Origin of the sequence: Duganella sp. SG902, from assembly GCF_013376005.1 — a bacterium.
Classification (GTDB): Bacteria; Pseudomonadota; Gammaproteobacteria; order Burkholderiales; family Burkholderiaceae_D; genus Rugamonas.
The window spans coordinates 158,303-182,849 of sequence record NZ_JABMJK010000003.1 but is presented as its reverse complement, the minus strand read 5'-3'; the positions used below and the strand labels follow the sequence as shown (position 1 = coordinate 182,849).

Annotated in this window: 21 protein-coding genes; 8 read left to right on the top strand and 13 right to left on the bottom strand. The window is 68.4% G+C overall.

The features are described from left to right. The first annotated feature begins 66 nt into the window (after positions 1–66). A complete protein-coding gene (locus FHW83_RS07495) occupies positions 67–990 on the top strand; it encodes an alpha/beta hydrolase (protein WP_176645743.1) in 924 nt (307 codons plus the stop codon). Here FHW83_RS07495 and nhaR read toward each other — a convergent pair. Next, a complete protein-coding gene (gene nhaR, locus FHW83_RS07490; RefSeq protein ID WP_176645742.1) occupies positions 953–1,849 on the bottom strand; it encodes a transcriptional activator NhaR in 897 nt (298 codons plus the stop codon). The two genes, FHW83_RS07495 and nhaR, sit on opposite strands and share 38 nt — an antisense overlap. A 114-nt stretch (positions 1,850–1,963) precedes the next feature. On the opposite strand from nhaR, the gene FHW83_RS07485 reads away from it, so the two are divergent. Next, positions 1,964–2,920, top strand: a complete 957-nt coding sequence (locus tag FHW83_RS07485) for a TerC family protein (protein WP_176645741.1) — start codon at positions 1,964–1,966, stop codon at positions 2,918–2,920. A gap of 24 nt (positions 2,921–2,944) precedes the next feature. After that, positions 2,945–3,364 (top strand): TerB family tellurite resistance protein, encoded by a 420-nt coding sequence (locus tag FHW83_RS07480; RefSeq protein ID WP_176645740.1) that lies wholly within the window; start codon positions 2,945–2,947, stop codon positions 3,362–3,364. A 25-nt stretch (positions 3,365–3,389) separates the two neighbouring features. Here FHW83_RS07480 and FHW83_RS07475 read toward each other — a convergent pair whose 3' ends face one another. Further along, positions 3,390–3,713 carry a nucleotide pyrophosphohydrolase gene (locus tag FHW83_RS07475; protein WP_229224077.1) on the bottom strand — a complete coding sequence of 108 codons (324 nt, stop codon included), beginning with the start codon at positions 3,711–3,713 and terminating at the stop codon, positions 3,390–3,392. Positions 3,714–3,830: 117 nt separating this feature from the next. Between FHW83_RS07475 and FHW83_RS07470 the strand changes: the two genes are divergently transcribed. Further along, complete coding sequence (locus FHW83_RS07470; RefSeq protein ID WP_176645738.1) at positions 3,831–4,700, top strand: GIN domain-containing protein; 870 nt, start codon at positions 3,831–3,833, stop codon at positions 4,698–4,700. Between the two features lie 5 nt (positions 4,701–4,705). On the opposite strand, the gene FHW83_RS07465 is transcribed toward FHW83_RS07470, so the two are convergent. The 5 genes from FHW83_RS07465 to FHW83_RS30630 form a co-directional block, all read right to left on the bottom strand. Further along, positions 4,706–6,979: a putative bifunctional diguanylate cyclase/phosphodiesterase gene (locus tag FHW83_RS07465; RefSeq protein ID WP_373997178.1), complete on the bottom strand. Its 2,274-nt coding sequence runs from the start codon at positions 6,977–6,979 to the stop codon at positions 4,706–4,708. Between the two features lie 87 nt (positions 6,980–7,066). Continuing rightward, positions 7,067–7,699, bottom strand: coding sequence for a GIN domain-containing protein (locus FHW83_RS07460; RefSeq protein ID WP_176645737.1), 633 nt, complete (start codon positions 7,697–7,699; stop codon positions 7,067–7,069). A gap of 115 nt (positions 7,700–7,814) precedes the next feature. Continuing rightward, on the bottom strand, positions 7,815–10,346 hold the full coding sequence (locus FHW83_RS07455; protein ID WP_176645736.1) for a chemotaxis protein CheW: 2,532 nt from the start codon (positions 10,344–10,346) through the stop codon (positions 7,815–7,817). Positions 10,347–10,460: 114 nt separating this feature from the next. Beyond that, positions 10,461–10,748, bottom strand: a complete 288-nt coding sequence (locus FHW83_RS07450; protein ID WP_176645735.1) for a PsiF family protein — start codon at positions 10,746–10,748, stop codon at positions 10,461–10,463. A gap of 98 nt (positions 10,749–10,846) precedes the next feature. Next, positions 10,847–10,981 carry a hypothetical protein gene (locus tag FHW83_RS30630; RefSeq protein ID WP_229224104.1) on the bottom strand — a complete coding sequence of 45 codons (135 nt, stop codon included), beginning with the start codon at positions 10,979–10,981 and terminating at the stop codon, positions 10,847–10,849. 391 nt (positions 10,982–11,372) lie between these two features. Between FHW83_RS30630 and FHW83_RS07440 the strand changes: the two genes are divergently transcribed. Then, a complete protein-coding gene (locus tag FHW83_RS07440) occupies positions 11,373–12,029 on the top strand; it encodes a hypothetical protein (RefSeq protein ID WP_176645734.1) in 657 nt (218 codons plus the stop codon). Here the strand turns inward: FHW83_RS07440 and FHW83_RS07435 are convergent. The 5 genes from FHW83_RS07435 to FHW83_RS07415 all read right to left on the bottom strand — a co-directional run bounded on the left by FHW83_RS07435 (position 12,026) and on the right by FHW83_RS07415 (position 19,844). Next, positions 12,026–13,534: a tryptophan halogenase family protein gene (locus FHW83_RS07435; protein ID WP_176645733.1), complete on the bottom strand. Its 1,509-nt coding sequence runs from the start codon at positions 13,532–13,534 to the stop codon at positions 12,026–12,028. The genes FHW83_RS07440 and FHW83_RS07435 overlap by 4 nt on opposite strands. A gap of 20 nt (positions 13,535–13,554) precedes the next feature. Further along, positions 13,555–14,559, bottom strand: a complete 1,005-nt coding sequence (locus FHW83_RS07430; protein WP_176645732.1) for a cupin-like domain-containing protein — start codon at positions 14,557–14,559, stop codon at positions 13,555–13,557. Next, on the bottom strand, positions 14,552–15,256 hold the full coding sequence (locus FHW83_RS07425) for a SapC family protein (protein ID WP_176645731.1): 705 nt from the start codon (positions 15,254–15,256) through the stop codon (positions 14,552–14,554). Before FHW83_RS07425 ends, FHW83_RS07430 begins: the two co-directional genes overlap by 8 nt. 14 nt (positions 15,257–15,270) lie before the next feature. Then, positions 15,271–16,806, bottom strand: coding sequence for a tryptophan halogenase family protein (locus FHW83_RS07420; protein ID WP_176645730.1), 1,536 nt, complete (start codon positions 16,804–16,806; stop codon positions 15,271–15,273). A 92-nt stretch (positions 16,807–16,898) separates the two neighbouring features. Further along, positions 16,899–19,844, bottom strand: coding sequence for a TonB-dependent receptor (locus FHW83_RS07415; protein WP_229224076.1), 2,946 nt, complete (start codon positions 19,842–19,844; stop codon positions 16,899–16,901). A 352-nt stretch (positions 19,845–20,196) separates the two neighbouring features. Here FHW83_RS07415 and FHW83_RS07410 point away from each other — a divergent pair, with 352 nt between their 5' ends. Then, complete coding sequence (locus tag FHW83_RS07410) at positions 20,197–21,222, top strand: LacI family DNA-binding transcriptional regulator (protein ID WP_176645728.1); 1,026 nt, start codon at positions 20,197–20,199, stop codon at positions 21,220–21,222. A gap of 21 nt (positions 21,223–21,243) precedes the next feature. Here the strand turns inward: FHW83_RS07410 and FHW83_RS07405 are convergent, their stop codons facing one another. Beyond that, positions 21,244–23,253: a S9 family peptidase gene (locus FHW83_RS07405; protein WP_176645727.1), complete on the bottom strand. Its 2,010-nt coding sequence runs from the start codon at positions 23,251–23,253 to the stop codon at positions 21,244–21,246. A gap of 199 nt (positions 23,254–23,452) precedes the next feature. Here FHW83_RS07405 and FHW83_RS07400 point away from each other — a divergent pair, with 199 nt between their 5' ends. Together FHW83_RS07400 and FHW83_RS30625 are read left to right on the top strand one after the other, a co-directional pair. After that, on the top strand, positions 23,453–23,722 hold the full coding sequence (locus tag FHW83_RS07400; protein ID WP_373997177.1) for a YgjV family protein: 270 nt from the start codon (positions 23,453–23,455) through the stop codon (positions 23,720–23,722). A gap of 242 nt (positions 23,723–23,964) precedes the next feature. Further along, positions 23,965–24,501, top strand: a complete 537-nt coding sequence (locus FHW83_RS30625) for a PEP-CTERM sorting domain-containing protein (RefSeq protein WP_176645725.1) — start codon at positions 23,965–23,967, stop codon at positions 24,499–24,501. Positions 24,502–24,547 lie beyond the last annotated feature (46 nt).

Below are 24,547 nucleotides of genomic sequence, written 5' to 3'. Positions count from 1 at the left end.
AGCGGGGGCGTTTAGTTTGGGGGCTGCCCTTCGGGGCGGCCCCTTTTTTTCGTGTAGCATTAGCGCATGCTGAACAAACTACGACATGGCCTGCTGGCCGCCGCGGCGGCCGGCGGCGTGGGCGGGGCCGCGGCCGCGCCCATGACCCTGCAGGATTACCTCGCGCTGAGCGGGCCGGCGCCGACCCGCCATGTCGCCTATGGGGTGGCGCCGTCGCAGTTCGCCGAGCTGTTCCAACCCGTGGGCGCGGGGCCGTTCCCGGTGGCGGTGATCATCCACGGCGGCTGCTGGACCAGGGAGTTCGGCGGCATCACGCAGATGCGCGACATGGCCGGCGCCCTGGCGCGCCAGGGCGTCGCGGTGTGGAATGTGGAGTACCGCCGCCACGACGAGGCGGGCGGCGGCTATCCGGGCATGTATCACGACGTGGCGACCGCCATCGACCGCCTGCGCGCGCTCGCCGGCGAGCATAGACTCGACCTGTCGCGCATCGTGCTGATCGGGCATTCGGCCGGCGGCCACCTGGCGCAATGGGCCGGCGCGCGCGCCCGGCTGCCGCGCGCCAGCCCGCTGTACGTGGCCGATCCGCTGCCGGTGCCGGTGGTGATCAGCCTTGGCGGCCTGGCCGACCTGCGCAACGAGCAGGCGCTGATCAAGTCCAGCTGCGGCCGCGACATGGCGCAGCTGGCCGGCGTGGCCAGCGCCGCGCGGCCCGATATCTTCAGCGACACCTCGCCGGCCGAGCTGCTGCCGGCCGGCGTGCGCACGGTGCTGATCCACGGCGAGCATGACGACATCTCGCCGCCGCGCGTGGGCCACGATTACGCGCGCCGCGCGCGCGCGGCCGGCGACGCCGCCGAGGTGGTGCTGCTGCCCGGCGGCAGCCATTACGACGAGGTGGCGGCCAGCTCGCCGTCGTGGCCCATCGTCTGGGCCGAGATCCGCAAGGCCCTCACGCCGACAGCGTCTCGCGCGCGGCCTGGCGGATAGCCTGGGTGGCCGGGTGGCTGATGCGGCGCTCGGTGGTGATGGCGTAGACCTGCTCGCGCAGCGCCGGGATGGTGCCCAGCAGCACCACGTCGTACTGGGCGCAGATGGTGCGCGCCAGCGCGGCCGGCGCGAAGAACAAGCCCTTGCCCGACTGGCCGAAGGCCTTGATCATGGCGCTGTCGTCGAACTCGCCCACCACGTGCAGGCGCGGCACGTGCGCGTGCAGCCATTGCATCAGGCGCGCGCGCACCGCGAAGTCCTCGCCCGGGAGCAGCAGCGGCGCGCGGTTCAGGCAGGCCGGGAATGGCCCGCTCAGCGCCGGCGCCAGCGCGCTGGCGGCGAACACCCCCAGTTCGCTCTCGCCCAGCAGGTGGTTGTAGCCGCGCACGCTCAGGTGGCTGGGCATGGCGCGGTCGGCGATGATCAGGTCGAGCCGGTGCACCGCCATGTCGGCCAGCAGCGCCGCCAGCCGGCCCTCGCGGCAGATCAGGCGGGTCGGCCGCTCGAGCGCCAGCGCCGGCGCCACCAGCCGGCAGGCCACCGCCTTGGACACCGAGTCGGAGACGCCGACGCGGAAGGTGGACGGGGTGGACGCCTGGTCCCGGATGACATCCAGCAGGGCGTCGCCGGCGCTGAAGATGTCGTCGGCGTGGCGCAGCACGCTGGCGCCGGTCTCGGTCAGCTCCAGGCGCCGGCCCACGCGCCGGAACAGCTCCACGCCCAGGGTGTCGGCGAACTCGCTGAGCTGGCCGGAGATCGATTGCGGCGTCAGGTGCAGCTGCTCGGCCGCCCTGGCGATGCTGCCGCTGCGCGCCACCATCCAGAAGTAGCGCAGGTGCTTGTAGTTCAGGTTGGACATGGGATTCCCTCAAAGCATCGATTTATTCGATGGTTCAATCAAGTATATTCGAATTGTACGAATGGTCGCGCTTGCCTATCATGACGCATTGATTGATGACGCGGGAGGCAATTCATGAATGGAATCGAAAACATCGCCACCGGCCCGATGTGGGCGGGCTTCGTGCTGTTTGTGCTGGCCATGCTGGCGCTGGACCTGTGGGTGTTCGGCGGCAACAAGGCGCACAAGGTGAGCGCGCGCGAGGCCGGCGCCTGGTCGCTCGGCTGGTTCGCGCTGGCGCTGCTGTTCAACGGCGGCCTGTGGTGGTATCTGCAGGGCACGGCCGGTCCCGAGATCGCCGAGCGGAAGTCGCTGGAGTTCCTGTCCGGCTACCTGATCGAGAAGGCGCTGTCGGTCGACAACATCTTCATCTTCCTGCTGATCTTCACGGCCTTCCAGGTGCGCCCCGAGTACCAGCGGCGGGTGCTGGTGTACGGCGTGCTGGGCGCGATCGTGATGCGCGCCATCATGATCCTGGCCGGCGCCTGGGTGGTGAGCGAGTTCAGCTGGGTGCTGTACCTGTTCGGCGCCTTCCTGCTGTACACCGGCGTCAAGATGCTGCGCGCCGTGGACGACGAGCCGGACGTGCGGAACAACCCGGTGCTGCGCCTGGCGCGCCGCCACCTGCCGGTGTCCGAGGGCGAGCACGGCGAGAAGTTCTTCGTCTGGCGCGACGGCAAGCGCTACGTGACGCCGCTGCTGCTGGTGCTGATCCTGATCGAGGCGACCGACCTGGTGTTCGCGGTCGATTCCATCCCGGCCATCTTCGCCATCACCTCGGACCCGTTCATCGTGTTCACCTCGAACATGTTCGCGATCCTCGGCCTGCGCGCCCTGTATTTCCTGCTGGCCGACATCGCCGACCGCTTCCACCTGCTGAAGTACGGCCTGGCGCTGGTGCTGTGCTTCATCGGCCTGAAGATGCTGCTGCTGCCTTGGCTGCACATTCCGGTGCACGTGTCGCTGTCGGTGGTGGCGCTGCTGATCGCCGGCAGCGTGGTGGCCAGCCTGTACGTAACCCGTAAGAAGTGATTCGAACCCAGATAGGAGCTTGTGATGCGAAATTATGTTCCCAATAGTCCCAACGCGGCCGCGCGCCTGGTGGCGCTGTGCATGATCGGCGACGGCAATATGAGCCCGTCGGAGCTGCAGGCGTTGCAGCGCTCGCGGCTGCTGGAGTACATCGACCTCGATATCGATACCTTCCACGCCATCGTCGACGAGCTGTGCCAGGACATGCTGAGCACGGCGGTGCGCCACGAGCACGTGGTGATGGATGTGGCGACCATCGACGCGCTGCTGGCCGAGATCACCGATCCGGCCCTGCGCCGCCGCCTGCTGCAGGCGATGTGGAAGATCGCCGACGCCGACGACGTGCTGGCCGACGCCGAGGCCAAGCTGCTGGCGCGCGCCTGCGACGTGTGGGCGGCCGAATCGGCGTTCGTCCGGCGCGCGGCCGGCGCCGGCGCCGGCTGAGCCGCTGCCGCGGGAGGCGTCGCCGTCAGCGCGGCTTGGGCGGGTATTTGATGGCGTTGAGCGCCATCTTTTCCACGGCGGCGGCGTGCAGGTCGACGTCCAGCTGGTCGGCCAGCTGCACCAGGTAGAGCAGCACGTCGGCCAGCTCCAGGCGGATGGCGGCGCGGGTGGCGTCGTCCAGCTCGGCGTCGGCGCCGCTGCGCAGCCACTGGAAGTGCTCGGCCACCTCGGCCACCTCCACCGACATGGCCATGGCCAGGTTCTTGGGCGTGTGGAAGGGCGCCCAGTCGCGCGCGCGGGCGAACTCGCGGGTGCGCTCGCGCAGATCATGCAGGTCGGAGGTCGTCATCGGGCGTTTCATTCCTTGCGTTTCATGCCTTGTTTTCTACCGTTCGTCGCACGGCGCGCGCGCCGGCGCCGGCGGCTGGCTATAGTGGCGGCATTATAACTTCAAGGACCCGCCATCATGCGCCGCACTCTTCCCGCTCTCGCCGCTCTCTCCATCCTGGCCGGCTGCGCCGTCATCGTGGTGCCGGACAACGCCGACGGCGGCGTCCACTACAAGTCGGTGTTCGGCGGCGACGCCGTGCAGGGCGACGGCCAGCACGTGGTGGAGACGCGCCAGGTCGCCACGCTGGACGGCGTCGACATCAACGGCGGCATGCAGGTCGAGATCCGCGTCGGCCAGGCCAGCGCGCTGCAGGTGGAGGGCGACGGCAATATCGTGCCGCTGCTGCGCACCGACGCCAGCGGCGGCACGCTGCGCGTCTGGGTCGACGGCAACGTCCGCGCCAGCCATCCGCTGCGCGTCGTCTACACCACGCCCACCTTGCGCCATCTGAGCGCCAACGGTTCCGGCGTGATGACGGTCAGCGGCTTGAACGGCGCGCCGCTGGAGCTGTCGCTGAACGGCTCGCGCGCGGTGCGCCTGAGCGGCAGCGTCGAGCGGCTCGACGCCCGCCTGAACGGTTCCGGCGGCCTCGACGCGTCGGGCCTGCGCAGCGGCGCCACGGCGGCCCGCCTGAACGGCTCGGGCCGGCTGGAGCTGGGGCGGATCGACGGCGACTCGCTCAGCCTGGAGCTGCGCGGCTCGGGCGGCGCCAGCGCCAGCGGCCAGGTGCGCAACGTGACGGTGCGCCTGAACGGTTCCGGCAGCGCCGACCTGGCCGGCCTCACCAGCCAGAGCGCGGACCTCAGCAGCAACGGCTCGGGCGGCATCGCGGCCACCGTGACGCGCTCGCTGGTGGCCTCGGCCAACGGTTCCGGCGGCGTCACCGTGTACGGCAACCCGGCCCAGCGCAACGTCAGCGGCAAGCGCGTGACGGTGGTCAATTAAGCGGCTCAGGCCGCGGCGCCCGGGCGCGCGGCCAGCAGCCGGGCGATCAGCTCCGGCAGCGGCATCGGCCGCGCGTACAGGTAGCCCTGCATGCAGTCGCAGCCGTGGGCGATCAGGAAGTCGGCCTGGGCCTGGGTCTCCACGCCCTCGGCCACCACCCGCAGGCCGAGGTGGCCGGCCATGGCCAGGATCGATTGCACCAGCGCCTGGCTGCTGGCGTCGTCCGGCGTGTCCATCACGAAGCTGCGGTCGATCTTCAGCTCGTACAGCGGCATCTTCTTCAGGTAGGCCAGGCTCGAGTAGCCGGTGCCGAAGTCGTCGATCGAGAAGCGCAGGCCCAGCCCGGTCAGCTGGCGCATGCGGGCGATGGTGTCGTCCATCTTGTCGATCAGCAGGCCCTCGGTCACCTCCAGCACCAGCAGGCGCGCCGGCGCGCCGCTCTCGGCCAGCACGCGCCGCACCTGCTCGACGAAGTCGGCCTGGCGGAACTGGGTCGGGCTGACGTTGACCGAGAGCGGCATCTCCAGCCCGGCCGCCTGCAGCTGCAGCACGGCGGCGCAGGCCTGGCGCAGCGCCCACACGCCCAGCTCGACGATCAGGCCCGACTCCTCGGCCACCGGGATGAACACGTTGGGCGGCACCATGGCGCCGTCGGCGCGCGGCCAGCGCATCAGCAGCTCGCCGCCGACCGCGCGGCCGTCGCGGTCGACCTGGGCCTGCACGTGCAGGCGCAGCTGGCCGGCGCCCAGCGCGGCCGCCAGCTCGCGCTCGAGCGTCAGGCGGCGCTCGACCTCGGCCTGCATGGCGGCCTCGAAGAAGGCGATGCCGTTGCGGCCGTCGGCCTTGGCGCGGTACATGGCGGTGTCGGCCTCGCGCAGCAGGTCCTGCGCGCTCTGCGGCGGGCCGGCGCGCGGCAGCATGGTGACGCCGATGCTGGCGGTGGAGTTGTAGCTCTGGCCGGCGATCTCGAAGTCCTGGCCGATGGCGGCGCGGATCTTCTCGGCCACCGTCAGCGCCGCGTGGCTGGCGCCGGCCAGCTCGGGCGACAGGTGGGCCAGCAGCACCACGAACTCGTCGCCGCCGATGCGCGCCACGGTGTCGGCCTTGCGCATCAGGGCGCTCAGGCGCGCGGCGGCGTTGCGCAGCAGGGCGTCGCCGATGGCGTGGCCGCGGGCGTCGTTGATGGTCTTGAAGCGGTCGAGGTCGATGAACATGACGGCGCTGTAGGTGCCGCCGCGCGCCGAGCTGGCCAGCAGCTTGTCGAGGCGGTCCGTCAGCAGGCGCCGGTTGGGCAGGCCGGTCAGCACGTCGAAGAAGGCCAGCCGGTGGATGTCGTCCTGCGACTTCTTGCGCTCGGTGATGTCGCGCTCGACCGCCACCCAGTGGGTGTTGACGCCGCCGGCGTCGGCGAACGGCACCAGCTCGGTCTCGACCCAGTAGGGCTCGCCGTCCTTGGTGTAGTTGAGCAGCTCGGCGCGCACCGGCTCGCCGCGCGCCATGTGGCGCTCGATCTCGTCGACCACCGCCTGCTCGGTGCCGGGGCCGCGCAGCAGGCGCAGGTCGCGGCCCAGCGCCTCCTCGCGCCGGTAGCCGGTGCGGCGCTCGAACGCCTGGTTGACGAAGATGACGCGCCGGGCGCCGGCGGCGTCCTGGTCGACCTCGGCGATGAGCACCATGTCGTTCAGGCGCGCCACCGCCGCCGCCGTCAGGCGCAGCTCGGCGTTGAGCGCGCCCAGCTGGGCGAACGAGCGCTCCAGGTGTTGCAGCAGCACCGCGCACGACAGCGTCAGCACGGCGGTCATGAACATGAAGTTGAGCGAGATGATGGCGGCCTTGAGGAAGCCGTAGTCGGGCAGGCCGGCCAGGCGCAGGTTGGCGTTGTCCTCGAAGCCGAGCACCATCACGGCCAGCCCGGCCAGCGCCAGCGTCCACAGCGCCGGGCGCAGGCCCAGCAGCAGCGCCGCCAGCACCGGCACCGCCATCAGGTAGATCTGGCTGACCGGCCCGACCTTGAGCAGCAGCGCCAGGCCGACCGCGAACGCCACCGCCAGGAAGTTGACCACGCGGGCGGTGTAGCCGAGGCCGCGCCAGCGCCAGATCAGGCCGACCCACAGCAGCGCCACGCTGTCGACCACGGCGATCGACCACATGCCCTCGCTGACGGCCAGCAGCACGCTGGGCACGGCCGTGAACAGGCCGAGCAGGAACACCACCAGCAGCAGGCGGGCGAAGATTTGCGCGCGCCAGTGCGCGATGTCGTTGGCCACGGGCACGGGCACGGGGGGAACCTCCTCAGGCGTAGCGGTTGCGTGGTGTTCCGATGGTAACCGCAATCGCCGCTCGTGTCACCGCGGCAATTATTGCTTTCAGTCACCAGCCTTGACGTTGCCGATGCCGGCCACGTCCTTGTTGACCCGCTTCGGGTGGCCGTAATAGGTCAGGCCGCCGATGCCCTTGGCCACCGCGTTGAGCAGCTCGGTGGCGTACACGCTGACGTTGCCGACGCCCTCGAACTGGACGTCGACGCGCTCGGCCCGCAGCTGGCGCGTGTCGACCTCGCCCACGCCCTTGGCGTTCAGGCGCAGGTACTTGACCTTGCCGTTGGCGGCCAGGTGGCCGGCGCCCAGGTAGCTGATGTCGAGGCGGTCGCCGTCGACCTTGTTGAGCAGGGTCTCGCCGGCGCCCTCCACCTTGACCCGGCTCAGCGAGGGCAGCGTGATGCTGATGGTGGGCGCGCCCTTGGACGAGCTGAACTGCTTTTCCGGCAGCACGATCTGCAGCTCGTTGTCGACCACCTCGGTCCTCAGCAGGCTGACGAACTTGTCCTCGCCGCTGACCACCACCGACTGCGCCTTGCCGACCTCCACCCTGAGCGCGAACGCGCCCTTGGCGTTGATGGCGATGAAGCCCGGCAGCGAGCGCGTGGACTCGGCGGCGTGGGCGCTGGCGCCCAGGGCCAGCAGGGCGGGGATCAGGACGGCGGCGGCGGTACGGCGCATGGGAATTCCTCGGTAAGGTTAACAAAATCGACAATGTTAATTTTACTGAACTTGTGGTCCCCTGCCGACAGGTTTGCGATGAACGGCGCGAATCGGGGCCTGTGTTGCGCCCCGGCTACGCCCGCAGCCGCGCCAGCAGGCGCTCGACGCACAGCTCCTCGATCAGCAGCCGGCCCTGGTTGGCCTGGATCAGGCGCGGCGCCAGCGCCGCGCGCGCGCCGCTCAGCGGCGAGTCGGTCAGGTCGGCGGCGTCGAAGCGCCGCACCGAGTGCAGGTCGTCGACCAGCAGGCCGAGCACGCCGTCGGCGTGGCGCACCAGCATCACCTGGCTGTCGTCGCCGATCACGCCGGGCCGGCCGCCGACCAGCAGCGCCAGGTCGAACACCCACACGCAGCGCTGGCCGCCGCCGGCCGGCGCCACGTCCAGCATGCCGACGCGGGCCGGGTGGGCGGCGCTGGCGGTGCGCTGCACGCGCGCGGCCGGCAGCGCCTCCTGGATGTGGGCCGCGCGCAGCGCCATCAGGGCGCCGCCGGCGTGGAAGATGGCGAAGTCGGGGCCGCCGTCGGGGGCGTCGCCGGCGCGCTCGATGGCCACGCCGGCGCGCGGCGCCGGCGCGGCCGCCTCCGGCGCCGCGCCGAACGCCTGCAGCAGCAGCGCCAGCACCGGCTGCTCGACGCCGTCGGCGGCGCGGAACTCGCGGTAGCCGGCCGCGCGGGCGCAGGCGGCGATCAGGTACTGGCCGTCGTGGCGCACGATGCGGGTGACGCTGGCGCCGTCGTTGTTGGCGGCCTCGGCCAGCAGGCCCGGTTCCAGCGCCAGCGTCGCGCCGGGCCGGTGGGCCGGGTCGGTGCCGGCGACGACGCGGCCGTCCGGCGTGACGAAGCAGGCGCGCAGGTGGGCGCGCCCGGCCACCCCGCTGAGCAGCATGTTGCGCAGCTCGGGCGCGGCGTCGAACACGATGCCGATGCCGCCGAGCACGGCGCCGCCGGCGCCGGGCGCGCGGATCGCCGCGTGGTAGGTGTAGGTGGCCTGGCCGCCATAGAAGGGGGACGGGCCGAACGGCTCGGGGTGGTGCGCCAGCGGGTCGCGCAGCGCCACCACGCGCGCCAGCGTGTCGGCGCCGATGTGCTGGCCGAGCGGGGCGTCGTCGCCGCTGCAGGCGACCACGCGCCCGCCGCGGTCGTACACCACCAGGCGCGCGTACACCGTGTACAGGCGGTTGATGTGGTTGAGCAGCGCGCCCATGGCGCGCGCGCCCGGCGCCGACGGCCGCGCCAGGCCCTCGCGCAGCGGCGCCGACAGCGCCCACCAGCGGCAATCGTTGGCGCGCTCGTACAGGTTGCGGTCGAGCAGGTCGACCAGCAGCCGCGCGGTCATGCCGGCCTCGCCCAGGCTGGACGCCAGCACGGTCTGGTACAGGTCCTCGATCGCGCGCGAGAACACGGCGTCGCTGCGCTGGCCGGTCTCGGTGATCTGGTCGAGCACGGTGTTGAGCTGGCCGTCGGCGCCGTCGGCGTGGTGGTTGGCGGCGCTGGTGACCTTGCCGTTCCAGACGATGCGCTCGATGGTGCGGGTGGTGCGCGTGACCGCGCCCATCAGCTCATGCAGCGCCGGGCTGAACGCCTGCGCGTGCGCCAGCAGGCCGCGCATCAGCTCCGGCGCGACGCCCGCCAGCGCCTGCGCGCCGTGGCCGCGGAAGGCCAGCTCGAGCGGCGCCATCAGCTGCGCCTTCCAGCCGGGCGGGCCCGGGTAGCCCTGGTAGCCGGCCGCGCCGCAGGTGCGCACCAGGTATTCGCGGCCGCCGAACATCAGCGGCCGCGGCTGGCCGTCGGCGTTGGTCGGCACGCGCGCGCCGGGCGGGATCCACAGCGGGTCGGCGCTGCTGATCACGCGGTCGTCGGCGTCCAGCAGCAGCATGTTGGCGCGCTGCGAGGGATCGCGGTAGGCGGCGAAGATGGCGTCCAGCTCCTGCTCGAAGTGGAAGCACAGGCACAGCACGCCGGCCGGGGCGCCGCTGTCCGGGTGCGCCATGCGGTGCGAGTACACCAGCGCGCGCGGCTGGCCCGGGCGCAGGTCGGTGGCGCGGAAGGTCTCGACGTAGCCGTCGGCGGCCAGGGTGGCCGCCAGCAGCGGGTCGCGGCTGTGGCCGACCGGGGTGGCCGGGTCGGCCTGGACCAGCACCCGGCCCGCGGTGTCGAGCAGCAGGATCTGGTCGTAGACGGTGTACTTGTCGCGGTAGTCGGCCAGGCGCTGGCGCGCGGCCTGCTGGTCGTCGTCGAGGCCGGCGACGAAGCGGCACAGCGCGAGGTCGGTGGCCAGGAAGCCGACATCGGCGGTGCGCTCGTACAGGTTGCGCACCAGGATGTCGATCGCGTAGCGCGCCTGGGTGCCGAGGTCGGCCAGCACGTGGCGCAGCTTTTCCTGCACCAGGTTGGACACCAGCGCCTGTTCCAGGTGCGCGAAACCGGTGCGCGTGGCCACCATGGCCGGCAGCAGCAGGCGCGCCTCGGCCGGGCAGTTCATCTTGGCGGAGGCCTCGATCAGGCGCCACATCTGGTTGAGTTCCCGCAGCGACAGCTCGCAGCGGGCGACGTCGGGCATGTGGGGTAGGAAGCTGCCCGAATCGGCTTGAGGGTAAGTGGTCATTACATTGCGCCCGTCACAAAGGAATAGTTTTAAAGCAATTAATGTGCCCACGGAGACACTTTATTCGGGCGAAAAAAAACCGCCCGGGCGGGCGGCGGGCGGCGCGGGCGCGGCTTATTTGTTGCTCAGGCATTCCTTCATGAAGGCCTTGCGCTCATCGCCCTTCTTGCCGGTGGCGTCGGCGTTGCATTTCTTCATCTTGTCCTGCTGGGTCAGCTTGGGCGCCTCGGCGGCCGGCTTGGCGCTCAGGCACTCCTTCATGAAGGCCTTGCGCTCGTCGCCCTTCTTGCCGGCGGCGTCGGCGTTGCAGGTTTTCATCTTGTTCTGCTGCGCGGTCGGCTCGGCCGCGTACACGGCGCCGCTCAGGGACAGGATCAGGCTGGCTATGAACAGTGTTTTCATGGATTTCCTCGCAGGTGTGGTGGGCGCGGCAATGTTGCCACCGGCCCACTATAACCAATTCCCCGGCGATGTCCAAGTCGCGCGAAGCGGGCGCCGGCTCAGTCGTCCCCGCCGGCCAGCAGCTCGCGCAGGGCGTCGCGCGCGCCGACGATGGCCACGGTGTCGGACTTGATCAGCGGATTGGCCAGGATGGGCGCCATCAGCGGCCAGTTGCCGGCATTGACCGCCGCCAGCGGCAGGCCGACGCCGAAGTCGTTGGCCTGGTAGCTGTAGTCGAGCTTGCTGAACCAGTCGCCGGCGTCGTAGCTGTCGCGGTCCAGCGATTTGGAGCGCAGGATTTCCTGCCCAGGGTCTGCACCCGCACCCGCTCGGCCAGCGGCGTGTTCTGCGGCAGCTTGAAGGCTTGCAAAATCCCAGAATGATAATTATTTCTACAGAGTGTGGCGCGGCGGGAACAGGCGGAAAATTGCCAACAGAATAGGGGGAGGGGGTGGGTCTGCCATTCCCTTGTGGCGAAGCTTCTATTTTGTCTTCTGTTTTTCTCTGTTTTTTTCTGATTTCCTCTGCTTTGAACTTTGCAGAAGTTTGCAGGTCTAAATAGAGAAAAGCAGAAGGAAAAATCGAATGAAATCCACAATGACCCTGCAGGTAGACACCGATCTCCTGCTCCAGCTGATTTCTCATCTAAAAATTCGCGGTGGCGCGCAGGATGTATCGGAGGCGGTCAACAGCGCCATCGTGCTGTGGCTGCGCGAACAATCGCAGCTCGCAAAAAACTGCGATCCCGCCAGCGTGCGCGGCTATCAATGGAAATCGCTGTTCCTGCCGGAAGGCACGGAGATTCGCTCATGGAGCTATGGCGAACACAACTACGCGCGCGTCGTTGGCGATGAAATCATTCACAAGGGCAAAGCGGTGACCCCGAACCAGCTCGCGCAGTCGTTCGCGCGCAGCATGCGCAATGCGTGGATGGATTTGTCGGTTCGCCGTCCTGGCGACAAACAGTTCAAGATGGCGCACCGCTTGCGCCTGGAACTGGCCCGGCAGGTCACACAGCCACCCGTCACCGCGGGCGGCGCCGAAGCCTCGTTGGCGGACACCACGGTCGGCGCCTTGCTGTCGGCCTTGCAGGCCCAGGTGCGGGCGAGCCAGCCGGCGCCATCGCGGCCTGAGCCGCCGGCGGCGCCGGCCGCGCCGCGCCATGTGACGCCCGGCGAAGGTTGGGACTTGCCGGAGCGTCGCAAATACCGCTACCGTCTCGAGGACGTGGCCTTCGATTAAGCGGCCTTGGCGTCCGGCCGGCCGCAGTAGCGCTCCACGTAGGCCTGATGGGTCGGCAGCTGCACCACGGTGCGGTCGATGCGGCCCTTGATGCCGCCCAGGAAGGCGCGCAATTCCTCGTCGCCCATCAGGTCGGCGGTCTGGTGGTGCGACTTCGGCATGATGCCCTGGCCCAGCATCACCTGGATCCACGAGTTCTCCGCGAACAGCTCGTTCGGGATGCGGAACACGCGCCCGGTTTCCTTGAACAGCTCGATGCGGTGCCGCAGCGAGGCCGGGATGCTCATCTCGCGCGCGTCGATCCAGAACTGCGAATCGGTGCGGTTGTTGACGTGGTAGTGCAGGATGATGAAATCGCGGATGTGGTTGATCTCGTTGTTGCACTGGAAGTTGTACTCGTCGATGTCGACCTGCTGGATGCCATCCGACGGGAACGACTGCATCAGCCGGATCACGCTGCGCTGGATCAGGTGGATGCTGGTCGACTCGATCGGCTCCAGGAAGCCGCTCGACAGGCCGATCGCCACCACATTGCCCTTCCAGGTGCGGCGCCGCTGGCAGGGCTTGAACTTGATCACGCGCGGCTCGATCAGCGTCTTGCCCTCCACGTTGGCCAGCAACTGCTTGCGCGCGGCGTCGTCGTCCAGGTGGCGGCTCGAATACACGATGCCGTTGCCGACCCGGTGCTGCAGCGGGATGCGCCACTGCCAGCCGGCCTGGTGCGCCATCGAGCGCGTCAGCGGCACCGCGTCGCCCACCGAGCTGGTCTGCACCGCGATGGCGCGGTCGCAGAACAGCCATTGCGACCAGTCCTCCACCTCCTCCTGCATGGCCTCGCCGATCAGCAGCGCGCGGAAGCCGGTGCAGTCGATGAACAGGTCGCCCTCGATCTCATCGCCGTTGGCCAGCGTGATCGAGCGCACGTCGCCGTTGTCGTGCTTGGCGTAGCTGACGATCTTGCCCTCGATGCGGCGCACGCCGCGCGCCTCGCTCAGGCGGCGCAGGTACTTGGCGTAGCGGCCGGCGTCGAGGTGGTAGGCGTAGTTCATGCCGTTGTTGGGCAGGTGGGCGAAGCGGTTCTCCAGCGAGGCCTTCAGCTCCAGGCAGTAGTCGCCGTAGTCGCTGGCCAGGCCGCGCTCCACGCCCTTGTGCCAGAAGTGCTGGAAGCCGGCGGTCCAGTGGTCGATCCCGGTGGTGCCGAACGAGTGGATGTAGTCCTCCTTGACGTTGCGCCAGCCCTCGAAGCTGATGCCCAGCTTGAAGGTGGCCTGGGTCTCGGCCATGAATTCCTGCTCGTTGATCTCGAGCACGTTGTGGAAGTTCATCAGGGTGGGGATGGTGGCTTCGCCCACCCCCACGGTGCCGATCTCCTCCGACTCGACGAGCTTGATGTCGAGCTGCTTGCCCAGCACCTTGGATACGCCGGCGGCGGCCATCCAGCCGGCCGTGCCGCCGCCGCAGATGACGACGCGGCGGACGGGGTGGCGATTGTTCGTGTCGCGCATGTGGTGGTCTCCTTTTATGCTTAGCGATTGAAGCGTTTGAGTAAGTGCGCGCGCAGCGCCCGCGCGCCATCCTCGGTCAGCGGCGCCAGCACCCCGCGCGCGTGGGGCGGGATGTGGGCGGCGGTCTGCTCGTCCGCCTCGAAGATGTAGTGGCGGAAGATCTCCTGCCATGCCTTGCGCTGCGCGGGCGGCAGGTCGCGCATGGTGAGGAAGGCCGCCATCAGCGCGTTGGTCGGCGTGTCCATGTAGTCCGGCGACTGCCGCCACCAGTAGTTGACCAGCACGTTGAAGGCGTCCAGCGCCTCGATGTGGTGCCACCACATGCTGGGGATGAACAGCGCGTCGCCCGGCCCCAGCACGGCGCTTTGCGCGTGCGCGAGCGCCTCGGCGAAGCGCGGGTGGCGCTCGAGGTCCGGGTTGAGGAAGTCCACCAGGCTGATGGCCTGCCCGGCCGGCGTGAAGTCCACCGGCCCGACGTACAGGTTCTTCAGCTGGTTCGGCGGCAGCAGCGTGAAGCGCCGGTGCCCGGCCGCCACCACCGCCAGGTTGTCGGGCAGGTCGTAGTGGGCGGCGATGCGGGTGCGGTTGCCGATCCAGATGCTGGCCAGGGCGTCGCGCTGCCCCAGGTTGAGGTCGTTGTGCCGGCGGAAGCCGGGCAGGCAGGTGTCGATGGTGGTCGAGCCCACGTACACGGTCGGCGCCGGATTCAGGTGGCGCTTGGCCTCGATCTCGTCGAGCACGCCGGTCAGCTTGACGTGCACCGGCTGGAAGTTGAAGCCGCTCAGGTCGCCGTTGTAGAAGAAGCGGCCGTCCGCCTCCGGCGGGCCCAGCATGGCGCCCACGGTGGCGCCCTGGTAGTGGCGCCGCAGGTAGTCGCTGCCGGCGCGGTCCGATTCCAGCGCCGCCCGCACCATCGGCCAGCCGGACGCCAGCCCGCGCAGCACCAGCGGCGTGGTGGCGCCGAGGATCTCGTCGGTCAGGTCGTCCGGCCCCAGGCCGCCGACCTCGCGGATGGCGTCAGACATGGAGCGTGGCGTTCTTGCGGTCGATCAGCATGCGGAAGTTGGACAGCGAGGCGATCACCAGGTAGATCGCCTGCAGGTGGTTGGCCGCGTGCAGCCTGGCCACCGCCTCGCCGCTGAGCGCCTGCAGCCGGTCCTCGTTGATGGTGTAGAAGCCGACCAGGCGGTTCTGCGAGCCGTCGTTGAGCTCGACGTCCAGCACGAAGCTTTCCAGCAGCTCGTGCTCCAGCAGCGCGCTGAGGAAACCCTGCCCGCCCTGCAGGCCCTGGTGGATCGCGAACAGCAGCGAGTTGGCGCGCTCCAGGAACTCGGTGGTGCCGCCGTGCGGCTTGAACACCTCGACGCCGTCGCTGCGGCTCACGCGCGGGTGGTCGAGGTCGACGTTGACCATCAATTCCTCGCCGTTGACGCCGATCAGGAAGGGCTGGCGCTCGATCATCATCGGCACGTAGGGCGCGTCCCAGCGCTCGCCCTGGAGGAACAGGTTCTCGCCCTCCTGGAAGCCGAACAGCGTGATGGCCTCGAAGCCGAGGCCGTCCACGGTCTTGCGGAACACGATCGGATAGCACGCTTGCGCGTCGCGGAATTCGGCCGGGAAGGTGACCGCCGACATCACCTGGTCGCCGTACTCGGCGCCGCGGCGGGTGATCACGCGCAGGTCGCGGTGTTCAAGGTTGTTCAGTAAAACCGGGTTGGGCATAGGGGTCTCTCGTTCTAGATTTTTTGCAAGCCGTGACGCTTGATGTGATCGATGAGCGCGCGGTTGTCGGGCAGCGCGCCCAGCATTTTCCGGGTGAGCTCGGCGGCTTCCTGGAAATAGTGGTCGGCCATGGCGGCCTCCTGCGGCCGGGGCGCGCGGCTGAAATCGCCGCGGAAGCCCATGCCGTACAGGATGTATTGGTAGCTGGCGGTGGGGAACACCTCCTCGATGCGGTCAAGGTCGGCGCGCGACGGCGCCCGGTGGCGCCACAGCGTCAGCAGGTCGCGCAGGCGCGCCGGCGTCCTGGCCGGATCGGTGTTGTCGCGCCAGTAGGCGCTGTCGCGCCGCCGGCTCAGCACGTAGTGCAGCTTGAGGAAATCGATCACCCGCTCCCAGCGGTAGGTGAAGGCCTCGTTGAAGCGCGCGGCCACGATGTCCATCGCCGCGCGCGTGGCCGGCAGCTCGTCGCACACCATCGCCGCCGACATCTCCACCAGCGCCAGCGCCGACGCCTCCAGCGGCTCGATGAAGCCGGCCGACAGGCCGATCGCCACGCAGTTGCGGTGCCAGAATTTTTCGCGGTAGCCGGGCGTGAAGCGCAGCTGGCGCGGCGCCGCGATGTCGGTCTGGCCGCTGGTGCGCGCGATGTAGGCGCGCAGCTCGGCCTCGGCCTGGTCGTCGCTGATGTAGCCGCTGGCGTACACGTGGCCGACGCCGCGCCGGCTCGGCAGGCCGATGTCCCAGATCCAGCCGGCGCTCTGCGCGGTGGACGAGGTCTGCGAGGCGATCGGGTAGTCGTCGGCCGGGTAGGGCACCTGCACCGCCAGCGCCGAGTCGTTGTACAGCGCGTGCTGCTGCGCGACCAGCGGAATGCCGTAATGCTGGCCCAGCAGCAGCGAGCGCATGCCGGTGCAGTCGATGAACAGGTCGCCCTCGAGCGCGCCATGGCCTTGCGTTTGCAGCGCGGCGATGTCGCCGTTCTCGTGCGAGGTGACGCCCACCACATGGTCCGGCACGTACCGCACGCCCAGCTGTTCCAGGCAGTGCTTGCGCAGGAACAGGCCGAACTTGCCGGCGTCCAGGTGATAGCCATAGTTGGCCACCGCCGCGTACTCGGGCGTGACCACCTGCTTGGGCGCGCGGCCCTGGGCGCACAGGTGCGGCTGGAAGCTCACCAGGTCGGCGAACGGCACCCGCGGATGCCCGGCCTGCCAATATTGCGGCAGGTTGACCTCGCCATAGCCCTGCGGCAGCACGAAGGGATGGAAGTAATAGTCGTGGTCGCCGCCGTCGACCCAGCGGTTGAAGCGCGAGCCCTGCTTGAACGAGGCGTCGCATTCCCGGAAGAAGTCGGATTCGGACACGCCGATGCGGCGCAGCGTGTCGCGCATGCTGGGCCAGGTGCCCTCGCCGACCCCGATCGGCGCCACCTCGGGTGACTCGATCAGCGTCACCTGCACGCCGTCGGCGGCGCGATGTTCGGCGGCGAGCAGGCCGGCGGTCATCCAGCCGGCCGAACCGCCGCCTACGATCACGATACGTCTCAGCATAACTGGTCTTATTACGTAATAGATTACAGGGAGTGTAACCGAAAAAAGGCCGCTGACGGAACAGCGGCCTTTTCGTGGCATTACTACAACAATCAGAACTTGTAGCGCAGGCCCACCATGTAACGCGGCCCGTTCTGCGTCACCGACTCCAGCTGCTGCTTGGTGCGGCTGTGCACGCGGGTGATCTCGTTGGTGACGTTGATGCCCTCCAGCTGCACGCTGAGCTTGTCGTTGAAGGCGTAGGTGACGCTGATGTCGACCTGGCCATACGGCTCCACGTACTGCGGGTTCGGGCCGGAACCGTCGAAGGTCGAGGCCAGGAACTCGCCGCGCCAGTTGTAGGCCAGGCGCGCGGTCCACTTCTTGTCCTCGTAGATGCCGATCACGTTGTACGAGTTGGACAGGCCCACCAGCGCGAACTGCTCGCCCAGCTTGTTGTTGTCGTAGCGCAGGCCCGAGTGCACATAGGTGTAGTTGGTCGACACGCCGAAGCCGCTCTCGCCGAACATGTGCTGCAGGTTGATCTCGGCGCCGCTCAGGTCGGCCTTCTTCTGGTTGGAGAAGGAGGTGATGCGGAAGTTGGCGACCGGATCGCTCGGCTGGCCGACGATGGAGCCGTTGACGTCGCCATTGACGCCCGGCGGCGTCACGCCCGGCGCCGTCGGGTGGTTGGCGAAGATGTAGTTGCGGATGCAGGTGGTGTCCGCCGACTGGCACTTGCCGGCCGACAGCGCCTCGTTCCACAGCGCGCCGCCCACCGGCGTGTGCAGGTTGAACGGCGTGGCGATGATCTGCGACTGGCCGGCATAGTTCTCCAGGTTCTTCTTGAACAAGCCCAGCGAGACGAAGTTCTGCTTGCCGTAATACCACTCGTAGGACAGGTCGAAGTTCTTCGACTTGACCGGCTTCAGCGACGGATTGCCCTGCGAGCCGGTGCCGCCGTCGGTGCGCACCAGCGAATTCAGCGTGGTGCCGCCCTGGATCTGGTCGTAGCGCGGCCGGCCGATGGTCTCGCCGTAGCTGAAGCGCATCTTCTGGTTGGCCGTCAGCTCGATGTCGGAGTCAAAGCTCGGCAGCAGGTTGTTGTACTTGCCGGTCAGGGTGGTGAAGGTCGGATCGCCGAAGGTGATCGGGAACTCGTTCTGCGACACCCACCGGATGTTGACGGCGGCCGGCACCAGCGCGGTCGAGACTACGTCGGTCTTCTCGTAGCGCACGCCCAGCGCGGTGTGGATCGGCAGCGCGGTATCCCAGTCGGTGTTGAACTGCAGGTACAGCGACTTGGATTTCTCCGAGGTGCGGGCGTCGTTGTCGAAGAAGGTCTTCGGCAGGTACAGCTCCGGCTTGCCGGAGGCGGTGGCCACCAGCTGGCGCACCTGGGCGAAGTTGAAGGTGTAGAACTGGTTGAACAGGTTGGGGCTGCCGCTGCCGTCGATCTGGTCGAAGTACTGGCGCACGCTGGCCGGATGCCACACGCTGCTCGGGTAGTCGCTCGGCTTGGTGGCGCCGCCCCAGGTGTCGCGCTGGTTGTTGGAGAAGGCCGAGCGGTTGTCGACCTTGGTGTAGCCGAGGCCGAACTTCAGCTCGGACGCGTCCAACACCTTCCACGCGCCCTTGACCTGGGTCTGGTCGACCTCGCCGCGCATATAGGAATTGGTGAACACCGAGCCGGTGACCTGCTGGCCGGCCTTGACGAAGTCGGCGCCCTCGATGCTCAGCACCGGGAAGTCCTTGCTGAAGTCGGCGGTGGTGTTGCCGCGGCTGAAGCTGGCGGTGCCCAGCGTGTTGCTGGAGCCGAACGGGCTGTCCGCGCCCGAGGTGGCGGTCGAGTGGTGGGTGTCGAAGTCGAAGCGTAGCTCGCTGGTCGGCTTCCACACGGCGTTGAAGCCGAGCGACTTGTTTTGCGTCTTGGTGGCGAAGTCGGCGGCGCCCATGGCGATGTCGGACGTGCCGATGCCGTCTTTCAGCGGGATGATTTCTTTGTAAATCAGCGGGCTCGATGGCGAACCGGCGGTCCACGCGCTGCTCGACGGGCCGAAGTTGAACCACGCCGAAATATCGTTGCGCTTGGTCTGGATCTTGTTTTCCGAATACGTGTAGTCCAGCGTGGTGACCAGGGTGCTGACCGGCTTGTACTGCAGGGTCAGCTGGGCGTTGGTGCGCTGGCGCTTGACGCCGTTGAAGTTGTAGTTCAGGTTTTGCGGCACCGAGTACAGCTGGCTGCCGGTCGGGCGGTTGGTGATGGTGCAGGCCGGGCAGCTCTCGCTCGGGCCGTTGGGAATGGTGCCCCAGTTGTTCTCATCGCCGCGGAACGGGCCCTTCCAGCCGTTGGAGACGGCGGCGGTGTTGTAGCCGAGGTTGCGTTCCTGGTAGCTGCCGGTCAGCGCCACGCCGAAGGTGTTGTCGGCGAAGGTGTTGGAATAGATGCCCGACACCTCCGGCGTGGTCGAGCTGCCGGCCTTGACGTCGCCCGGCAGGTTGCCGTTGGTGGTGTCGTGCACGGCCTTGGCGCCGATGCTGGCATGCAGGCCGGGCCGCTCGAACGGGCGCGCGGTCATCACGTTCAGGGTGGCGCCGATGCCGCCGGTCGGCGACTCGGCGCGGCTGGTCTTGTACACCTGGATCTGCGAGATCGCCTCCGACGCCAGGTTGGCGAAGTCGAAGGCGCGGCCGTTCAGGTCGCCCAGGTTGGAGGTCGGCATCTGGCGCCCGTTCAGCAGCACCATGTTGAAGTCGGGGCCGACGCCGCGCACGGTGATCTTGGAACCCTCGCCGATCGAGCGGTCGATCGACACGCCCGAGATGCGCTGCAGCGACTCGGCCAGGTTGGTGTCGGGGAACTTGCCGATGTCCTCGGCCACGATGCCGTCGACGATGCCGTCGGAATTGCGTTTCAGGTTCATCGAGGAAATCAGCGACTGGCGCAGGCCGGTCACGACCACGCTCTGGACCTCCGGTTGCGCCTCGGCGGCCTTCACCGGGGCGGGGGCTTCCTGCGCGTGGACCGCCGCGCAGGCGCTGGCGACTGCCAGACTCATTAAAGTTTGTCGTGCCTTTGGATAATGCATGTTATCTCCTGGTTTTTATGAACTACTGCGCCTGCGGTACCGCTTGGAAGGCCTTGGAAAGCTTTCCAATACGATTGCGAATATAGCATTCCTGAAAAATCAAAGTCAATTCGCAGCGCAGCAGCCGGGCCCAAAAAGCGCCCCGGGTGAGGCTAATTGGCAACGTTTCCAACGCGGCCCGCGCGTTGACAGCCCGGCGCCCCGGTGCCATCATCTGGGAACGTTTCCATGCCGGCATGGCCCGAGGCCTTGGCGGCGCGCCGTCGGGTATACTGGAGCGTCACCTTCCTCAACCTCATGACTTACGTGAAAAAGCAAAACAGTGGCGACCATTAAAGACGTGGCCCGGCTGGCGGGCGTGGGACTGGGCACGGCATCGCGCGTGGTCAGCGGCAAGGGCTCGGTGTCGCCGGCGACGCTGGCCAGGGTGCGCGCCGCCATCGACGAGCTGGGCTTCCGGCCCTCGCACGCGGCGCGCACCCTGCTGTCCGGCAACAGCAAGATGATCGGCGTCTACATCCCCGTGCTGAGCGGCACCTTCTACACCCCCATCCTGCAAATCATCGACACCGAGCTGCGCGCGGCCGGCCTGCACATGGTGGTGGCCTTCGGCGCCGGCCTGGGCGGCGCGCGCCAGCAGGCCATCGAGGGCATGGCCTTCCTGGTCGAGCGCGGCTGCGACGGCCTGATCCTGATGACCAACGTGCTGCTGGAGGAGGACCTGGCCACGCTGGGGCCGCGGCCGACGCCGATGGTGCTGCTCAACCACCACTTCGACAGCATCGCCGGGCAATGCTTCACGGTCGACCACACGCTGGGCGGCACGCTGGCCGCGCGCGCGCTGCTCGCGCACGGCCACCGCGAGATCGCGCTGGTGTCGGGCCCGGCCAGCCTGCCCGACAACGTGGTGCGGGTGGCCGCCTTCCGGCGCGAACTGGCGGCGGCCGGCGTCGACACCGAGCGCATGTGGATGGTGGAGAAGGACTTCTCGCCGGCCGGCGGCTGGTCGGCCGCCAGGGAGCTGGTGGAATCGGGCCGGCGCTGCAGCGCCATGTTCTGCGCCAACGACGAGATGGCGGCCGGCGCCCTGGCGTACTTCCAGGAGGCCGGCATCCGCGTGCCGCACGAGATCTCGGTGATCGGCTACGACGACACCCCGAGCGCCGAGTTCTCGGCCCCGCGCCTGACCACGGTGCACATGCCATGGCGCGAGATGACGCAGAACGGCGTGAGCGACCTGCTCAACCGCTGCTACGGCCTGCAGCGCCCGGTGACCCGCGACTACCCGGTCAGCGTGACCGTGCGCGCCTCGCTGGCGCCGGCCGGGCAGGGCGCGGGCGGCGCCTAAGGCCGGCGGCCGAGGTGGGGCTCAGCGCAGCGCCTCGGCCACGCCGGGCGCGAACTCGGCGCCGTGCTTGACCTGCGCGGTGGACGCCTTCAGCGCGCCGCCGATCGCCTCGGCGCGCCCGCCCAGGCACTTGGCCAGGAAATTCTCCGTCACCGCGTTGAAGGCGATGTTGTTGACCGGCCGCGCGAAGCCGTGGCCCTCGTCCGGGAACACCACGTAGGTGACTGGAATATTGCGCGCCGCCATGGCGTCGACGATCTGCTCCGACTCGCGCACGTTGACGCGCGGATCGTTGGCGCCCTGGCCGATCAGCAGCGGCCGCTGGATGTTGGCGGCGTAGTTGAGCGGCGAGCGCTCCTTCAGCAGCGCCTTGCCCTCGTCCGTGGTGGGGTCGCCCATGCGCTTGTAGAACTGCTGCTTGCCGGCCTCCCAGTACGGCGGTATGGTCTGCAGCAGCGTGAACAGGTTGGACGGGCCGACGATGTCCACCCCGCAGGCGAAGGTGGTGGGCGTGAACGCCACCCCGGCCAGCGCCGCGTAGCCGCCGTAGGAGCCGCCCATGATGGCCACCTTGTCGGCGCTGGTGACGCCGCGCTTGACCGCCCAGTCCACCGCGTCCAGCAGGTCGTCGTGCATCTTGCGGCCCCATTGCAGGTCGGCGGCCGAGATGAAGTTCTTGCCGAAGCCGGTCGAGCCGCGATAGTTCACCGACAGCACCGCGTAGCCGCGGTTGGCCAGCCACTGGTGATAGCCGTTGTAGCCGAAGCTGTCGCGCGCCCACGGCCCGCCGTGCACCAGCAGCACCAGCGGCGCCGGCTTGGCGGCCTTGCCGCTGCCACCCGGGTCGACCGATTTCGGCAGCGTCAGGTAGGACACCAGCGTCAGGCCGTCGCGCGCCTTGATCTCCTGCGCGTGCATGGCCGCCAGCGGCGCGCCCTCGAGCTCCGGCCGGCTGACGTAGAGCTGGGTCAGCTTTTTGGCCTTGCGCTCGTACAGCCAGGTCGAGGCCGGCGCCGTGACCGGGTCCACCGCCACCAGCCACTTGTCGTCGGCCTCGGTGCGCGAGGTGATGGTGAACTTGCCCTTGGTGTGGGTCCTCAGGAACTCGAGGTCGGCCTTGAGGTCGTTCGACAGCGGGATGTACTCGTGCTTGAGGTACTCGACGCTGTAGGCCTGCGCGCGGCCTGTGCGCGGGTCGAACAGGCCGTTGCCGATGTCGCTGCGGCCATCCTCGGCCAGCACCGTGGTCTTGCCGCTGGCCACGTCCTGGGCCACCAGCGCGGCCGTGTCGCGGTTGCGCGAATCGATCCAGTACAGGGTGGCGCCATCGGCCGTGAAGGCGGCCGGCGCGGTGGTCTGGGAATCGTCGAGGCCGACCTCGGCCAGCGGCGTGGCGTCGATCTTGCCGTCGCTGACGCGGAAGTAGCTGGTGCCGCCGTCGGCGCGTGGCTTCTCGGCGATGCGCAGCTTGAGCTGATCGTCGGCCAGGAAGCCGCCGTAGCCCTCGTTTTGCAGCACCAGCGTCAGCTTGCCGCTGGCCAGCTCCAGGCTGTAGACATCGTGCCAGCGCGGATCGCGGTTGTTGATGCCGACCAGGATGCGGTCCTTGATCTTGCCGCTGATATGCAGCACCTGGACGCGGGTCTTCTCAAACGGCGTGTAGTTGGTCTGCTTGCCGCTGGCGACCTCGACGCCATACAGCAGGAAATTCTCGTCGCCGCCCTTGTCCTGGATGAACAGCACATGGCGCGAGTCCGGCGACCAGAAGCTGTTGCGCAGCGGCCGGGTCTTTTCCGCGGTCAGCGGACGGGCCTTGGCCAGGTCGTTGGCCGGCGCCACCCAGACGTTGAGCACGCCGTCGCGCGGGGCGATCCACGACAGCCACTTGCCATCCGGACTGAGCTTGCCGCCGGTCTTGCTGGGGTTGCCGAAAATCCTGGCGCGCTCGATCAGCGGCACCTCGGCGGGGGATTGCGCGTGGGACGGCAAGACACTGGCGAGCAACAGGGCGGGCAGGGCGTAGCGGAGCATGGTGGCCTCTTGGTGATGAACGGAGGCCCATGATAGCAATTTTGCATGCGCGCGCGCGCGGCATGCGACAGGCGGCGCGCCGGCGGCGCCGAACCGCCGGATGGCGGCAACCAGCCGTGGCGATCGCGTATCATGCCGGCCATGATGATCGATTGGTTTTCGCCGGCGCAGGGCGCCGGCTACGTGGCGTTCGCGCTGGGTGGCGGCGGCCGTGGTGGCGGCCAATCTCGCGCTCGGGCTGGCGCTGGCCAGGCAGCCGAGCGACTGGCTGCCGCTGGCCGCGTCCTGCCTGGGCACCCTGGCCCTGTTCCTGCTGCAGGGCATCCCGATGCGGCTGGTGATGTTATGCGGCACCTGCCTGTGGATCGCCAACAACCTCCTCGCCGGCTCGATCGGCGGCACCGCGCTGGAAGTGGTGGTGGCCGTGGTCAACCTGACGACCATCGCCCGCCTGGCCGCGCGCGCCTGACGCGGGGCCCGTTTGTGGTTTTTTTGCGCACAAAAATTTCGCCAAAGAATTTGTAAAAATAACAATATCTAATGCATTTTGTGAAGTCCTATTGGGGCGATACAAACACCCTATCGAGCTGACAACAACCAATATAAAAATGAAATCTATTTTTTATAATTGGAAACCCTTCACGCTGCTAGCATGAAAGAACTGAGCGCGGTAGTTCAGTGACACGCTATCCAATAACAGGGGGAATAAAAATGAAAGCGTTAGTACGAAAAAGCATCGAGGCGGCCATTCTGGCCAGCGCCATGCTGGGCATGTCGGCGTTTGCCGGGCCGCCGGGCCCGCCACCGGCGTGCAGCACCACGCTCGACCTCAGTGTTCCAGTGATCAGTTGTTCCGGCTTCACGGTCGGCAATCTGGTGAACGCGGGCCATGCGACCGAGGCGGCCTCCATGCTGAGCCTGATCGGCGTGCTGTCGGATGGCGTTCCCATCCTGAACGCGACGGTCTCCGGCTCGACCCTGAACTTCAGCCAAACCCTGTATGGCCTGACCGTGATCGGCCTGCACATCGGCGGCGGTTCCGACCATGACGGCCATGTGAAGGAAAGCACCGCCTTCTATAAATTCGACGCCGGCACCGCTGGCGTCACCAGTGTCGACACCCGTTTCGACACCCTGTCGAACGGCGGCCTCTACCTGACCAGCCCGGTTCCCGAGCCGGCCACCTACGGCATGCTGCTGGCCGGCGTCGGCCTGCTGGGCGTGGCGCTGCGCCGCCGCGCGTGCTGAGCGAGCCCCGCGCGCGTCCCACACCCCGCCGCGCGCGGGGTGTTTC

Coding starts and splice junctions, on each gene's coding strand:
- FHW83_RS07495 (WP_176645743.1), top strand. CDS start 67: ATGCTGAACAAACTACGACATGGCCTGCTGGCCGCCGCGGCGGCCGGC.
- nhaR (WP_176645742.1), bottom strand. CDS start 1,849: ATGTCCAACCTGAACTACAAGCACCTGCGCTACTTCTGGATGGTGGCG.
- FHW83_RS07485 (WP_176645741.1), top strand. CDS start 1,964: ATGAATGGAATCGAAAACATCGCCACCGGCCCGATGTGGGCGGGCTTC.
- FHW83_RS07480 (WP_176645740.1), top strand. CDS start 2,945: ATGCGAAATTATGTTCCCAATAGTCCCAACGCGGCCGCGCGCCTGGTG.
- FHW83_RS07475 (WP_229224077.1), bottom strand. CDS start 3,713: ATGACGACCTCCGACCTGCATGATCTGCGCGAGCGCACCCGCGAGTTC.
- FHW83_RS07470 (WP_176645738.1), top strand. CDS start 3,831: ATGCGCCGCACTCTTCCCGCTCTCGCCGCTCTCTCCATCCTGGCCGGC.
- FHW83_RS07460 (WP_176645737.1), bottom strand. CDS start 7,699: ATGCGCCGTACCGCCGCCGCCGTCCTGATCCCCGCCCTGCTGGCCCTG.
- FHW83_RS07455 (WP_176645736.1), bottom strand. CDS start 10,346: ATGACCACTTACCCTCAAGCCGATTCGGGCAGCTTCCTACCCCACATG.
- FHW83_RS07450 (WP_176645735.1), bottom strand. CDS start 10,748: ATGAAAACACTGTTCATAGCCAGCCTGATCCTGTCCCTGAGCGGCGCC.
- FHW83_RS07440 (WP_176645734.1), top strand. CDS start 11,373: ATGAAATCCACAATGACCCTGCAGGTAGACACCGATCTCCTGCTCCAG.
- FHW83_RS07435 (WP_176645733.1), bottom strand. CDS start 13,534: ATGCGCGACACGAACAATCGCCACCCCGTCCGCCGCGTCGTCATCTGC.
- FHW83_RS07430 (WP_176645732.1), bottom strand. CDS start 14,559: ATGTCTGACGCCATCCGCGAGGTCGGCGGCCTGGGGCCGGACGACCTG.
- FHW83_RS07425 (WP_176645731.1), bottom strand. CDS start 15,256: ATGCCCAACCCGGTTTTACTGAACAACCTTGAACACCGCGACCTGCGC.
- FHW83_RS07420 (WP_176645730.1), bottom strand. CDS start 16,806: ATGCTGAGACGTATCGTGATCGTAGGCGGCGGTTCGGCCGGCTGGATG.
- FHW83_RS07415 (WP_229224076.1), bottom strand. CDS start 19,844: ATGAGTCTGGCAGTCGCCAGCGCCTGCGCGGCGGTCCACGCGCAGGAA.
- FHW83_RS07405 (WP_176645727.1), bottom strand. CDS start 23,253: ATGCTCCGCTACGCCCTGCCCGCCCTGTTGCTCGCCAGTGTCTTGCCG.
- FHW83_RS30625 (WP_176645725.1), top strand. CDS start 23,965: ATGAAAGCGTTAGTACGAAAAAGCATCGAGGCGGCCATTCTGGCCAGC.